The organism is Nostocoides vanveenii, assembly GCF_039531165.1.
Lineage (GTDB): Bacteria > Actinomycetota > Actinomycetes > Actinomycetales > Dermatophilaceae > Nostocoides_A > Nostocoides_A vanveenii.
On the sequence record NZ_BAAAPN010000046.1, the window covers coordinates 1 to 12,872 of the forward strand.

The window sequence follows — 12,872 nt, forward strand, 5'->3', positions numbered from 1 at the left end:
CGGCTCCGCCCTCGGCTTCCGCAACCTCACCAACTACATCGCCCGCTCCCTACTCGAAACCGGCGGATTCAGACCACAACTACACCCTCGTTTGGGATGAGCCCCTTAACCAAGACGGCGCAATCGACCTGCTCGACGTCGAGGAACTCCTTCGCCACGATGCCAACGTCATCACACCGTTGGAGGGCGACGGCAGCTTCGACAGTCCCGAGTCACTGGCGCTCCTCAGCGAGGCGGACGTGGTTGTGACCAACCCGCCCTGGAGCCTCATCCGAACGTTCATCCCGCTGCTCATTCAGCATGGCAAGCAGTTCCTGGTTCTCGGCGACCAGAACTTCATCACGTACCGCGAGGTTTTTCGGGAGATCGTGGCCAACAAGCTTTGGTTCGGCTACAACAACGGTGGCACCAAGTGGTTCCGGGTACCCGACGACTACGAGATCAAGACCGAGTCGCGCAAGAAGATCGTCGACGGTGTCAAGTACTTCTCGATGGGCCGCGCCTACTGGTTCACCAACCTCGACACGACCCGGCGGCACGAGATGCTGACGTTGTACAAGCGCTACTCGCCTGAGGAGTACCCCACTTACACCAACTACCCCGCGATCGAGGTGGGCAAGGTTTCCGAGATCCCCGAGGACTACCAGGGCGAGATGGGTGTGCCCATCACGTTCCTCGACAAGTACAACCCGGCGCAGTTCGAGATCATCGGTCAAAGCATCGAACTGGCCGAGCCGATGTCCAGGTACGCCACCAAGGAGGAATACGCCAGCAAACAGGGCAAGGTGGTCGGGGGGACGGGCAAGTTCTTCGTCCCTGTTGGGAACGGCAAGCATGAGGGCGTGTACCAGCGTGTTGTGATCAAGAGGATCGGAGCGTGACTCTGTGAAGATCGACCTGAACCGCATCCCTATTCGCGAGGTCGTTAAGGACTACTCCGACGACGGCGAAGGCGGCGTCCGCGGCTACGAGGGCAGCCTCAATATCCGCCCTCCGTACCAGCGCGAGTTCATCTACGACGACAAGAAGCGTGAGGCCGTCCTCCAGACGATCCGGCGGGGCTTCCCGCTCAATGTCATGTACTGGGCCGTCAACGACGACGGGACGTTTGAGGTCCTTGATGGCCAACAGCGCACTATCGCACTGTGTCAGTACGTTGCCGGGGACTTCTCGGTCACCATCGACGGTCGTCCAATGGCCTTCCATAACCTGACCCAGCCGCAGAAGGACACGATCCTCGACTACGAGCTGATGGTCTACCTCTGCCAAGGTGACGACAAGGAGAAGCTCGACTGGTTCGAGACGATCAACATCGCTGGCGAGCGACTGACTCCCCAGGAGTTGCGGAACGCCGTCTACACCGGCCCATGGCTGAGCCACGCGAAGTCAATCTTCTCGAAGACCAACGGTCCGGCGTACGGCCTTGCCTCACGCTACGTCTCGGGCTCGCCCATCCGCCAGGAGCTGCTCGAGAAGGCGCTGAAGTGGAAATCTGACGGCAAGATCGAGAACTACATGTCCGCTCACCAGCACGACCAAAACGCCAATGAGTTGTGGGCGTACTTCCGGGCGGTGGTGCAGTGGGTCCAAGACACCTTCACGACCTACCGCAAGGAGATGAAGTCCGTCGAGTGGGGACCGCTCTACGACGCATACCATAACGAGCACTTCGACACAGACGACCTGGAGCGTCGTACCGCTGACCTCATCCAAGATCCAGACGTTACCAAGCACCGGGGCATCTACACGTATCTACTCACGAGCGACCCACGCCATTTGAGCATCCGTCAGTTCGATACTCGGGAGAGACTGACTGCGTACGAACGGCAGGGCCATCGCTGCGCGAACGGCACCCACTGCAAGACACCGGGAAACGACAATGGCCAGATGCAGTTCTCCATCGAGCAGATGGAGGCCGACCACATCACGCCGTGGAGCAAAGGTGGCAAGACCATAGCTGATAATTGCCAGATGCTCTGCATTCCATGCAACCGTGACAAGGGTGGACTCTGAATCGAATCAACATAAAGTCTGGCAGATTCGCGCCCAAGAGCACGTACCTCAGCCGTTGGAGCGCGCTACTTAGGCCGCTTCGCTACTGCCGCAAGCAAAGAGGCTTAAAGGGTGTGCATCACGAGCTCTCCGCGCCCTCCTTATCGGCAATTTCCCACTCCGCGAGTTTCTCTCGAGCACGCCGAGCAACGCTGGCCACTCCGCCGGATGCCACAAAATCGATGAAATCAGGCGACCTCTTGATGTTCGCCACCTCCTTGAGAGTGGCAATATCAACTTCTGGATCTTTAACTAAGACCCGTACTCCCGGCGGGAATGCATCTGACATGGATCTCCTTCAGTTCATAGAGCAATTCTATAAGTCTTCGGCGTTGCCTGTCAAGGCTTTGCGCAGCTTAGAAATTAGCCCGGCGACCTCGTCGTCGACGAACGTCATATGCACGATTGCCCGTTGACCCCAATAGGACCAAATGAGTACGGTGTTAATGATACTAAGGACCGCGATGGATACCCAGGCGTAGTGAGAGAGCGTTGCCGGTGAAAGTCCAACTATCGAAAAGAGCCAGCCGTCGCCTGAAATGAGCGCGCGCGGCGAGCCGCCAAGGGTAAACTGGAGGAATCCAGCCAATGAGAGGAGCAGCGTCAACGTCGCGCTGAACCGCGTCGCCACCGAGCCGAATCGTCGCGGTTCGGTGAGGAACCCCGACCATCCAAGGATTGCGCCGGGGGCGGCCATCAAAAGAGCGACTATGTCAGTTGCTCCAGCTTGTGGGTGTGCGGCCATGCGAGACGCAGCGACCAGTACCAGTGTGGCAGCCAACGATGAGAGTCCTGCGGCGGCAAATGATCCTGGTGGCCGTTCGTCGAATTCAACCGCAACGAAAGGTGACTCGTTCCAGCCTTTCGGCCCTCCTAATGGCTCGGCCTGCATATCCCGTAAGTAGAGGTGGGCGTACCTCTGGCCGCGACGCGACCTGAACCTTCGGTACGCCAGCCTTGTCCCTAGCGCTGAATAGTACCGCTGGCGAGAGAGATACGATCCATCAAAGCCCATGATTTCGAGATGGTAACTGCCGGCGCGTAGCGCCTTGCTGAGTGGATACACGATATCGCTCGGCGACATGCCATAAACTATTCGGAGTGCGTTTCCAATCCGTAACCCTAATGCCCCCAGACCTGTTGTGGGCACGCGGAGGAGTTCCCTCGTACGCGGTGCCAGCATGTGGCGTTCCCGCGTCTCAATGACCAGCATCCCACCAGGCTGTATTTGCGTCCGATCAACCGCTGCATATATTACGTAGTGCGTTGCCAGCGTGGCTACGATCAACTCGAGTAGATCACGGTAGGGAGATTCGTCAAAGTGTTTGCGGATCCTGTTGCGAATCTTTCGCCCACGCCGGCGCCGCGCGATTCTCTCCTTCGTCGGGTCTATCGGTATTGAATTTTTCTGCAATGAGCGTCGGCTGGAAACGATGCGTCGTATCTGTGGGTGCAATGACGCCTCGTATCCGAGGTATTCCTCGTGATTCCTGGACGCCTTAATGGCAACTTGCCGCGCCACAATCGAGGCAATCTCGACGCTCTCCTCGAAGCTGGCTGTCGCGCATTCACTTCCTGCAATGGTCACGCTCAAATCGTCGTGGAGTATCCCCTTCTCGGAGAGGATCAATGGAACGTACTCATTTGCGGGGCGCGTATTCTCGTTTTCTGAGTGCTCCACCGAGGGCATGTGTATCGTGTAGGCGGTTCGGACGTGAAAGGCCTTTGTTAGGGGTGATACGTGCTCTTTGATACGGACGAAGAGCATTTCAGGGACAACTAGTCCTATCAGAACTGCCGAGACGCCTACCTGGGACTCGTTAACCGGAGTCTGATGCGCCAGCGTGGTGTCCTGAGGCGACTGGAAGGTGTCTTGGGCCCGATCATACGTTGCTCTTGCAATTGCACCAGCCGTTGAAAGGGTCAATTGAATTCCGGAGGCTACGAGTGCGCCTGCCGATAGCCACCAAGATCTATTTGCGACAGCGGCGAGAAAGGCAACAATTGTGATTGAATAGCCCAAGGTCCACCGGAGCTCGTGGCGGCCCGGAGCCAAGCCTGACGTCGTTTGAGTGGGCTTGGGCGTCTTGGACGCACCTTTAATGCCCAGCCAAACGGCGATCACCGCCAGGAGACGTTTCATATTTTGAGCCCCCAGTGGGTCCGTTGCGTGCCGGTGGAATAGCGAGTCATTTGTTCGGCCTGGGTGCGATCGTACGAGTCATGGCAATCCTGCAATTCCTTACTGGCATGCCCTGCGGAGCTTCAACGGGTGTGTTGCGGTGAGCTGCGCGCGATTAGCATCGGTCGAGGCGGAGTGCCCGTTCGCCGGATCGAGCCTACAGCGAATTTCCGTAGCCTCATCTGAGATCAGTAATGTCTATGCTCCTTTCGTTCACATCGAGCACCTCCTTCTCTCTGGCAACCCCATTCGGAGCAGGCCTGCAGGTCTGCCCAACACACCCTTGCCGCGTTCAAGCTGTACTCGACGAGCCTCGTCCACTCTGGCTGGATGTCAACGGTTACTCCGGGGGTGAACTCCATCGAAGTCTCTGGATATCACGCCGCTGCCCCTTAGCCCATCACGAGACGGTAGCCGACTTTGTCCCGGTTCGCCACGGAAGGGCCTAGATGTGTGCGCGTGTCGCCTTGCCCTCGGGGACGTTCGTCTGCCCTCGTGATGTCATAGCCACGTTCACAGCCCTGACCAGCGGCTATGCCGGCTCTGTGTCGTCGCCGTTCACGCTCTCTCGTTGACAAGTCCTCAACATCAGGGACAATCTGGCCGGCGAGTTCTGAGCGGAGCATCTTCACACATCACGAACTCACATGGCGACCAATGATGCTCTCGCGCTTCGCGAGGTAGACCAGGCAATCTCCACCGCCACCCTCGCCCGATGCACCGACACCGCGATCTTGCACCCCGGCACCTCGGGCATGGGTCCGGCGAAGCTCAACACCCGCATCGGCGCATCCCGCCCGGTCACGGCAAGTGTCAGCCCGTGCCGTACTGTCACGTTCGCGAGCAGGTCTGGCGTCAGGCACATCCACTGCGTCGTCATGCGGTACTCGCCCTGTACCGCCTCCGTGGCCGGGTGGGCGTTGAGGTCCACCTTGAGCTGCTGCGGATCGCCCTCGCTGTCCATGACCCACAGACTCAGCTCTGGCCGGCAACTGGGCAGCGTGGCCAGCACCATCTGCTCGATGGCGACCATCAGCCCGGCCTCCGGGCTGTAGTCCAGCCGGATCCCCAGTAGTTCACGGCCAAGCCATCCTTGGATCTCCGCCAAGTACGTCAGGTCGTCCGCCAGCGCCGGCATGCCGAGATTGCTCCAGCGGCGAGCCGTCCGCTGGTCGCGTGCCTCACCCTCGCTGAGCTTGTCGGCGACCACTTGCAACCGGTCCAGGACCCGTTCCTCTCGGGCCAGAATCGAGAGGGCTGCTGCTGCCTCGTTGCGGTTGGCCCGCTCGACGTAGCGCCGGAGCTCACGGCGCAGGGCAAAGAAGGCATCAAGCAGGTCGCCAGCGCCCATGACGTCGACCAGTGCTGGGTACTTCGCGAGCTTCTGCGGCGTCAGGAGGCCCTTGGCCCGACGAAGGGCAAGGAGCTCGCCCAGCACGCGGCCACGGAGTTCGGGATCGCCCGTCGCCTCCGTGCTGCTCGAGGCGACGCCGTCCACCTGCCCATCCACCTGATCCTCCTTCATCCACCCGGATGCACTTTCTTGTCACGACGCGTCCGCTGCTACTCCATCAGGCTCCTTCTCATCGGACAACCCAACCTCGGGTAGTCCACAACCCGAGAGGAACCTCCCCATGTCCCACGAAGTCCAGCGCTGGGCCGACACCCGCTCAGGCCTTACCAGCATCATTCCCTCCAAGGAAGAGCGGCAGCACTCTCGTGCGGTCGCAAACCTCGTCCGTGAAACCAAGTTCGCCGGCCTCAAGGTCGATGCCGAAGCTGCCGTGACGGGCCGCATCATGGAACGCACCGTCGACCTGGACCAGCACCGTCGCTCCCTAGCAAACGGTGACCCTGTGCTCGATGCCGTCCTGACGCGGATCGAGATCGGTTTCGTCGACAAAGCCCTACGTCATCAGCGCAACTTCGGATCGGCGTTCCCGTCATGAGCGCCGGCATCATCACTGAGCTGCTTGTCGGTGGAGCGACTGGCGGCCTCGCTGGAAGCATCGCAGGTGCGGCTGTCGTATTGGGTGTTCGTTGCAAGGCGTCTGGCCCGACGCGAGTCAAAGCCTTACGACGCCGCAAGACCAGCTGCCGCGCAGCCCAGCGCGAGCAGGCCGGCACTCGGCCCAGTACGGATCACAGGACGCCGCCCGCTCACGCTAGTGGGGAAGACCCGGTGTGGCGAGAGCACCTTGACGCGGCCCTTCGGCACCGCACCATCCTGCGCGAGCAGCAGGTTTCGGCATATGCCGACCAGCTGGCCGCTGGCGACGCCGAGCTGCGTGACCGTCTTCGCCGGTTCGAGGGCAGGTCGTGATGGTTATCGTCGCACTGCTCGTCCTGCTCGTCATCGGCGTTGTCGTCTCGTTGCTCGCCTCGACGTCTCCAGCGCATCGGGACCAGCGGCGGGCGAAGCACCTTCGATCCCAGGTTCGCCAGACCGATGCAGCCATCGGCCGCGACCACCAACGGGCCAAGCGCGCCATGAATGACGCGGCAGGGCAGTCCTGGCGCAATCGGTTCGAGTGATGAGTGACGACCAGAACCCCGGCTCGTGGGTGAACAGGTTGCTCGGCTGGAGCCTGTTGCTGCTCCTGGCAGCCATGGCCCTGGAAGGCACTGTAGCTATCCTGCGGGCGATCTGGGCACCGCTGACCATCTTGCTTGGGGTGGTCAGCGGTGCCGGGCTGGCATCGTGGCTCGTGGCCCGCGGACGCAGGTTTTGACGTGCAGCCCTCGTTGCTGTTGGCCAGATATTGGCCTGTTCCGTCCGGTGTTGTGGAATCTGCACATCGTGAACAAAAGCATTGTGGGTTGCATTTGGGCAATGTATAACTAAGTGAGACAGGCATTGCATTCGGGCAAGACCGCGCCGCAGGCGTCGGGGCACCCGTGCAGATACTGCAAGACAATCCGGACGCTCAGATCCGCTCATGGCCGCCATGCCGACGTGAGCCTGGTTTGTCATGTCCAAAACCAACCGTAAGGAAAGGAGGTTCGCCATGCCATCAAACGACAATTCCATCGCTACAGATATCGAGAGTTCGGATGAACATGAGTCCGATTGGACCAACACCGATCCGCGCATCAAGGGCATCCGGCGCGCCCGCCGCGCCGAAGCAGTGAAGCGACGCCGTGCTCACGCCCAAGAGGCCGCTGCCAGCACTGAGCCGGTCGCGGCTCGGCCTCGCCGCGGTAGCCGGCTCAACCCCAGGCAGATCTCGTTGCGCGCTGGCTTGCGTGATCGTCCTGACGCACACCGACTGGCCCGAGCCGTGCTCGACCTGGCCGTGGCGCAGACGGAAGCCGAGGCACGCCACGCCCAAGCCACTTCGAAGACCGCCGACCCGGAGCAGACCCATGACTGACGGTCATGACCTCACATGGCGTCGACTCGCCCTGGCGATGCCACTCGCGCCAGACACCGCCGTCTCGGCTATCCAGGCTCTATCGAACATGCCGGGGCAACCACGCCTGGTACTCGAGGCCCGCGGACATGCTGGTCGGGTGACGTGGTGGCAGGGCGCGACAGAGATCGCCGCTGACTACGCCGTCGCAGCGCTGCGGGCACACATCCCCGGGCTTCGTAATGACCGCCGTAATCGCATCGACTTCCATCGTGAACTCCTTCACGAGGCAGCAGCGACGCTTCGGCTCACCGGTCATCGCCAGACCCCACTGGCCGTTGACGACATCACCAAGGTCGAGGCCAGCGTTCGCGGTCTGCTGGCCGCCCTGGCATCCGCCCGCGGCGATGCCAGCTTGGTGCTGCAAGTCGTTCTCGGCCCACGCTCAGCGCCCTCGCGAGTGGTTCGTTCTCAGCGGGTCGCACCCGGACTTGTCGGGGTACTCACGGGCCGTCGTGACCCGGTGATGGCGGACCCGACTGCCTTCCGCGGCCTGGTACGCAAACATGCTGACCACCGCTTTGGCTGCGAAGTTCGGCTCTACGCCAGCGCTTCTACGGCCGCTGCTGCACACCGTCTGGTCGAGGACCTGGCCGCCAACCTGCGCACACTGGAAGCACCCGGAGTTCGGCTGCATCTCCGTCGCCTGAAGCCACAGTCCGTGACGACCGCGCGTATGCCGTGGCGCTGGCCGTTGACGTTGTCCATCCCAGAAGTCGCTGCGGTATCCGGATGGCCAGTGGCTCGCGACGCTGACGCACATCTTCCTGGTCTGCCAGATCGACACCCGCGACTCCTACCAGCGCTTCCGCTGCATCCACGCGACAGTCGGCTGCTGGGCGTGGCGACGGCCGACGAAGGGCCGGCATGCGACGGGGCACACCGACTGCTCGCAATCCGCCCGCGCGATGCGCTGCGGCATCTGCATGTCCTCGGCCCCACAGGCGTCGGCAAGTCGACGCTGCTGGCGAACCTCGCGCTGTCGGATATGGCCGCCGGACACGGTCTGGTCGTCATCGATCCCAAGGGCGATCTCGTCGCCGACCTGCTCAGCCGCGTACCCGAGCACCGCCGGGCCGACGTTGTCGTACTGGACGCTACCGACCCCGCGCCGGTGGGTATCAACGCTCTGGTGCCGTCGGTAGCCCAAGACGGCTCGGCGGGCACCTGGAATCCGGATCTCGCCGCTGACACCGTTCTCGGCGTTTTCCACCAGCTGTATGCCGACTCGTGGGGGCCACGCACCCACGACATCCTGGCAAGCAGTCTGCTCACGCTTGCTCGCGTCGCAGCCTCGCGGGAGCAAGGCACGGATCCGATGACCAGCCCCTCATTGGTCGCCATCCCGCAGTTGCTCACCAATCCAGGCTTCCGGCACTCGGTCGTGCGGCAGGTCGCGGCCGAGGATCCACTCGGTCTCGGCGCCTTCTGGCGCTGGTACGAGGCGCTCTCTGACGCCGAACGCAGCCAAGCCATCGCGCCGCTCATGAACAAGCTCCGCCCGATCTTGCTTCGACCCGGCCTGCGCGCCATCTTCGGCCAAAGCCAGCCTCAGTTCGACATCAGGGACGTCTTCACGAAGCAGCGCATCCTGCTCGTCAACCTCGCCAAGGGGTCGATTGGCCCGGAGGCATCACGGCTGCTGGGCTCGCTCATCGTGGCGCTGTTCTGGCAGGCGACCCTGCAACGCATCGGCACCCCGGCGGGGCAGCGTCGACCGGTCTTCGTCCACATCGACGAGATGCAGGACTATCTATCGCTACCCGGCGACCTCGCCGATGCGTTGGCCCAAGCTCGCGGGCTCGGTGTCGGTTTCACACTGGCCCATCAGTACTTGGGGCAGTTGCCACCCGGCCTCCGGAAAGCCATCCTCGCCAATGCACGGAGCCGCATCGCGTTCCAGCTCTCCGACAGCGACGCCCGCGACCTCGCAGGGAGAACTGGTGGTCAACTCCAACCGGCCGACTTCACCAGCCTGCCAGCCTTCCAGGCCTATGCCGGTCTCCTGGTCGACGGATCACCGGCGCCGTGGGTCAGCCTGACAACAAAACCGCTGCCCCCAGCCCACACAGACCCAACAGCGCTCATCCGGACATCGCGGCAGCGCTACGGCCAGCCACGCGAGCAAGTCGATGCCGAGTTGTTGGCAGCCGTTGGCTTGGATGCTGAGCGTTCCACTGCACCGCCGACGGTCGGCGAGTCGTCAGACGCCGTATGGGGACGTAGTCGTCAACCTGGTCGCGGGGATACCTCAGGAGGCCGCTCATGACGGCCATCACTCCACAACCAGACAACGCGCGCCGATCTGGCAATGCCCACCCGCTCGCATCACCGGTCGGCCACCCGATGGGCGACCCGGCCAGCGGAACATCTGCGCCGGTCAGCGCCTCGTCGGCGACCACAGCGTCGCGGACACACCCGCCTGTCGGGAGCCTGGTGTCGGCTGTCTCTGTTGCGGTCGCGGCGGCAGGGTCTGACTCCACGCCTCGCACCAGGGTCTCGGCACATCGGCGGCAAATGCTCACCCAACAGCTGAGTGAGCGTGACTGGCGTGTCCTCGATGATCTCCACCAGCACGGCTTTCTGACGACCGCCCACATCTGCGACCTCGACTTCGGCCCGCACGCATCGGCCGACACAGCAGCCCGCACCACACGACGGGTGCTCGCTCGCCTTGCACGTGACCGCCTCATCGAGTCGTTGCCACGTCGGCAAGGCGGTCCGCTCGGCGGCAGCACACCATCCGTCTGGCGACTGACTTCCGCTGGGCGACGACTCCGCGAAGCCCACCGACCAGCCCTGCGCGCCCTGACGCCAACCCACCAGCGACTACTGCACAGCCTGGCCGTCGCCGATCTGCACGTGGCCGTCCGCCAAGCGGCAGCGAATGGTAAGCAGACGGTCGATGTGGCCCTCGAACCGACCTGCTGGCGCAGCTTCCATGGCCTCGGCGGGGAACAGCGGACTGTGAAACCGGACCTGGCACTCACAGTGCATGGAAGCGATGTGCATGGCGCATATGTTGACCGCTGGTTCATCGAGGTCGACCTCGGTACCGAGCACCTCCCAACCCTGATCGCCAAGTGCCGTGCCTACCAGGACTACTACCTGTCCGGCAGCGAAACGAAGGACGGCCAAGCCTTCCCGCTGGTGGTCTGGGCCTGCAGCGAGGAGCGGCGGGTAACCCAGCTCGGTACGGCCGTTGCGCGTACCTCCAGCCTGACACCGCAGATGTTCCGCTACTGCACGCTTGACCAGGCTGGCGACGCGATTACTGGCATGGGAGCCTCGTCATGAGCGCACCGATGCCGAACAACCAGCCACGCTTCAAGACCATCCTCGCCGACCCACCCTGGGACATCGAGCAACGCGGCGCTCGCGGAGCCTCGGAGCACTACAACCTCATGACCTTGGACCGCATCAAGGCTATGCCGGTAGCCGATCTGGCTGCTGATGATGCCCATCTCTGGCTCTGGGTCACCAACGCCACATTGCGCCATGGCTACGACGTCGCTGAGGCCTGGGGATTCACCGTCCGTTCGCCGCTGACCTGGGTGAAGTTCCGGCTGGGTCTCGGCAACTACCTGCGCAACAGCACCGAGCACCTGTTGTTTGCGACGAGGGGCAAGGCGCCGGTCAACTACCGCTCGCAGCCGACCTGGATCCAAGCACCCGTCCAGGACCACAGCCACAAGCCCTAAGAGCAGTACGCCCTGATCGAGCGGATCAGCGATGGACCGTACTTGGAGCAGTTCGCCCGGCGGCGACCACCGCACACGGGGGCCAGCGACACCGGACCGACGCGTTGGGCGGTCTGGGGGAACCAGCTCGAAAGCGACGTCGTGCTGCCCGGGTATCCAGTGCCGAGCGACAAGAAGGTGGCGGGCCGATGACCGTCCCACCACCTTCTCTGCCAGATCAACGGATCCGCTTGGCGACCGCCGGGGCCATCAACGTGGCACCAAAGCCGACGATGGCAACGACGGCCACGGGCTGGAGGCCCAGGGCCGGACCGCTGATGACTTGCAGTCGCCTGGACACCGCCAGCAGACCAGCAGCCAGGACGATGCCGATAACTGCTCGTTCCATGGTCATTCTCCTTTCAGGTTCGGACCCCTGGATGGGGTCATGCATCGGCCAGCGTTCCAGTGACCACCGACAACGGTCCCTCCTCGGGAGCCTGCAGCCGCCTTTCTGAGCCCCGTCGGGCTCGGCGGCTGCACCACCCCGAGGACGGTGGCCCATCTGCGCTCGGCCGGGTAGGCCGAGCACGCAGATGGGGCGAACACCCTCAGGAAGGAGAAGGGTTCAGATGAGCAAGGACCAGAAGACCCTGGCCATTCGGCTCGACGCCGAGCAGCACGCTCGGCTGTCGATCCTGGCGAAGCTGACGGGCGCCACCGTCACCGACGTCATCCGAGACGCCGTGACCGTGCATCTGGCGGGCCTCGCCAGCAACCCCGAGGTGGCTGCCAAGGCTGAAGCGCTCCAGGCGGAGATCGAAGCCGAAGCCAGCGCCCAGCGCGCCGCCCTCGCCGAGTTGTTCGGCAAGGTGGCCGCCACGCCAACCACGGCTCGCAGTAGTCGCCGGTAGGCAGGGAAGGCCATCACCCCATCCCCCAAGGCGGGAGTCAGGCTCGAGCGACAGCTCGCCTGGCTCCTGCCACAAACACACATTTGAAGCAGATATCTATGGCACATAAAATATCGTTGTAAAATGCGAGAATCCCGTTGCATTCCGGCAAAGAACGAGCGAAAATAGAGGAAAGGCCAACGACTAAAGCAGAAACTCTGGCCACCAAACCAGCAAGCATCCCGAAAGGAGCCATTCATGACCGATAACGATCCAACCGACATTATGCAGATCGCCGCCGTTGTCCAGCAGGGACGAGAGGCAGCTGGCCTGTCTGCCAGCGAACTGGCCCGGGCGGCCGGCATCCAGCCCAGCACCGTCACCCGCCTCGAAAGGGGCGAAAAGTGCCCAACCGCACCGACGCTCATCGCCATCGCTCAGGCGCTCGGCGTGCCCGCCACAGACCTACTGGTCTCTGCTCGGTGGGTACCCAAAGATGAGCTGCCGAGTTTCACGCCGTACTTGCGTGCCAAATACGGCGACCTCTCCTCCGAAGCAAAGACCGAGCTCGAAGCATCATTTCAGCGCATCGTCACCAAATACGGCTACGACCCGAGTGGGCCAACAGCAGGTGAAGACGAGGCCTGACAAA

Annotated in this window: 15 protein-coding genes; 11 read left to right on the top strand and 4 right to left on the bottom strand. The window is 62.6% G+C overall.

The features are described from left to right. Positions 1 to 122: 122 nt before the first annotated feature. Together ABD209_RS09810 and ABD209_RS09815 are read left to right on the top strand one after the other, a co-directional pair. Positions 123 to 881 (top strand): adenine-specific methyltransferase EcoRI family protein, encoded by a 759-nt coding sequence (locus tag ABD209_RS09810; RefSeq protein WP_425564640.1) that lies wholly within the window; start codon positions 123 to 125, stop codon positions 879 to 881. A 4-nt stretch (positions 882 to 885) separates the two neighbouring features. Next, on the top strand, positions 886 to 2,013 hold the full coding sequence (locus ABD209_RS09815) for an HNH endonuclease family protein (RefSeq protein ID WP_344065427.1): 1,128 nt from the start codon (positions 886 to 888) through the stop codon (positions 2,011 to 2,013). 118 nt (positions 2,014 to 2,131) lie between these two features. Here the strand turns inward: ABD209_RS09815 and ABD209_RS09820 are convergent, their stop codons facing one another. The 3 genes from ABD209_RS09820 to ABD209_RS09830 all read right to left on the bottom strand — a co-directional run bounded on the left by ABD209_RS09820 (position 2,132) and on the right by ABD209_RS09830 (position 5,744). Further along, complete coding sequence (locus tag ABD209_RS09820) at positions 2,132 to 2,341, bottom strand: hypothetical protein (RefSeq protein ID WP_344065430.1); 210 nt, start codon at positions 2,339 to 2,341, stop codon at positions 2,132 to 2,134. Positions 2,342 to 2,368: 27 nt separating this feature from the next. Next, a complete protein-coding gene (locus ABD209_RS09825; RefSeq protein ID WP_344065433.1) occupies positions 2,369 to 4,195 on the bottom strand; it encodes a hypothetical protein in 1,827 nt (608 codons plus the stop codon). A 682-nt stretch (positions 4,196 to 4,877) separates the two neighbouring features. Further along, positions 4,878 to 5,744, bottom strand: coding sequence for a hypothetical protein (locus ABD209_RS09830; protein ID WP_344065436.1), 867 nt, complete (start codon positions 5,742 to 5,744; stop codon positions 4,878 to 4,880). 124 nt (positions 5,745 to 5,868) lie between these two features. Between ABD209_RS09830 and ABD209_RS09835 the strand changes: the two genes are divergently transcribed. The 7 genes from ABD209_RS09835 (at position 5,869) to ABD209_RS09865 (ending at position 11,348) form a co-directional block, all read left to right on the top strand. After that, the gene (locus ABD209_RS09835) at positions 5,869 to 6,183 is read left to right on the top strand and encodes a hypothetical protein (protein WP_344065440.1); all 315 of its coding nucleotides are present in this window, start codon (positions 5,869 to 5,871) and stop codon (positions 6,181 to 6,183) included. 373 nt (positions 6,184 to 6,556) lie between these two features. Further along, entirely contained in the window at positions 6,557 to 6,769 is a 213-nt protein-coding gene (locus ABD209_RS09840) for a hypothetical protein (RefSeq protein ID WP_344065442.1), read from the top strand. After that, a complete protein-coding gene (locus ABD209_RS09845; RefSeq protein ID WP_344065445.1) occupies positions 6,769 to 6,966 on the top strand; it encodes a hypothetical protein in 198 nt (65 codons plus the stop codon). Before ABD209_RS09840 ends, ABD209_RS09845 begins: the two co-directional genes overlap by 1 nt. Before the next feature lie 240 nt (positions 6,967 to 7,206). After that, a complete protein-coding gene (locus tag ABD209_RS09850; protein ID WP_344065448.1) occupies positions 7,207 to 7,608 on the top strand; it encodes a hypothetical protein in 402 nt (133 codons plus the stop codon). A 139-nt stretch (positions 7,609 to 7,747) separates the two neighbouring features. Continuing rightward, a complete protein-coding gene (locus ABD209_RS09855; protein ID WP_344065451.1) occupies positions 7,748 to 9,916 on the top strand; it encodes a type IV secretory system conjugative DNA transfer family protein in 2,169 nt (722 codons plus the stop codon). 248 nt (positions 9,917 to 10,164) lie between these two features. Continuing rightward, on the top strand, positions 10,165 to 10,944 hold the full coding sequence (locus ABD209_RS09860) for a replication-relaxation family protein (protein ID WP_344065454.1): 780 nt from the start codon (positions 10,165 to 10,167) through the stop codon (positions 10,942 to 10,944). Further along, complete coding sequence (locus tag ABD209_RS09865; RefSeq protein ID WP_344065457.1) at positions 10,941 to 11,348, top strand: MT-A70 family methyltransferase; 408 nt, start codon at positions 10,941 to 10,943, stop codon at positions 11,346 to 11,348. Before ABD209_RS09860 ends, ABD209_RS09865 begins: the two co-directional genes overlap by 4 nt. A gap of 217 nt (positions 11,349 to 11,565) precedes the next feature. Here the strand turns inward: ABD209_RS09865 and ABD209_RS09870 are convergent, their stop codons facing one another. Continuing rightward, positions 11,566 to 11,736: a hypothetical protein gene (locus ABD209_RS09870; RefSeq protein WP_344065460.1), complete on the bottom strand. Its 171-nt coding sequence runs from the start codon at positions 11,734 to 11,736 to the stop codon at positions 11,566 to 11,568. A gap of 223 nt (positions 11,737 to 11,959) precedes the next feature. Here ABD209_RS09870 and ABD209_RS09875 point away from each other — a divergent pair, with 223 nt between their 5' ends. Both ABD209_RS09875 and ABD209_RS09880 read left to right on the top strand, forming a co-directional pair. Beyond that, positions 11,960 to 12,241, top strand: coding sequence for a hypothetical protein (locus ABD209_RS09875; protein ID WP_344065463.1), 282 nt, complete (start codon positions 11,960 to 11,962; stop codon positions 12,239 to 12,241). 237 nt (positions 12,242 to 12,478) lie between these two features. Further along, complete coding sequence (locus tag ABD209_RS09880) at positions 12,479 to 12,868, top strand: helix-turn-helix domain-containing protein (protein WP_344065466.1); 390 nt, start codon at positions 12,479 to 12,481, stop codon at positions 12,866 to 12,868. The last annotated feature ends 4 nt before the right edge of the window (positions 12,869 to 12,872 follow it).

Excerpts from the sequence above, each read along its gene's own strand:
- ABD209_RS09820 (WP_344065430.1), bottom strand. The coding sequence starts at position 2,341 with ATGTCAGATGCATTCCCGCCGGGAGTACGGGTCTTAGTTAAAGATCCA.
- ABD209_RS09825 (WP_344065433.1), bottom strand. The coding sequence starts at position 4,195 with ATGAAACGTCTCCTGGCGGTGATCGCCGTTTGGCTGGGCATTAAAGGT.
- ABD209_RS09835 (WP_344065440.1), top strand. The coding sequence starts at position 5,869 with ATGTCCCACGAAGTCCAGCGCTGGGCCGACACCCGCTCAGGCCTTACC.
- ABD209_RS09840 (WP_344065442.1), top strand. The coding sequence starts at position 6,557 with ATGGTTATCGTCGCACTGCTCGTCCTGCTCGTCATCGGCGTTGTCGTC.
- ABD209_RS09845 (WP_344065445.1), top strand. The coding sequence starts at position 6,769 with ATGAGTGACGACCAGAACCCCGGCTCGTGGGTGAACAGGTTGCTCGGC.
- ABD209_RS09850 (WP_344065448.1), top strand. The coding sequence starts at position 7,207 with ATGTCCAAAACCAACCGTAAGGAAAGGAGGTTCGCCATGCCATCAAAC.
- ABD209_RS09860 (WP_344065454.1), top strand. The coding sequence starts at position 10,165 with ATGCTCACCCAACAGCTGAGTGAGCGTGACTGGCGTGTCCTCGATGAT.
- ABD209_RS09865 (WP_344065457.1), top strand. The coding sequence starts at position 10,941 with ATGAGCGCACCGATGCCGAACAACCAGCCACGCTTCAAGACCATCCTC.
- ABD209_RS09870 (WP_344065460.1), bottom strand. The coding sequence starts at position 11,736 with ATGGAACGAGCAGTTATCGGCATCGTCCTGGCTGCTGGTCTGCTGGCG.
- ABD209_RS09875 (WP_344065463.1), top strand. The coding sequence starts at position 11,960 with ATGAGCAAGGACCAGAAGACCCTGGCCATTCGGCTCGACGCCGAGCAG.
- ABD209_RS09880 (WP_344065466.1), top strand. The coding sequence starts at position 12,479 with ATGACCGATAACGATCCAACCGACATTATGCAGATCGCCGCCGTTGTC.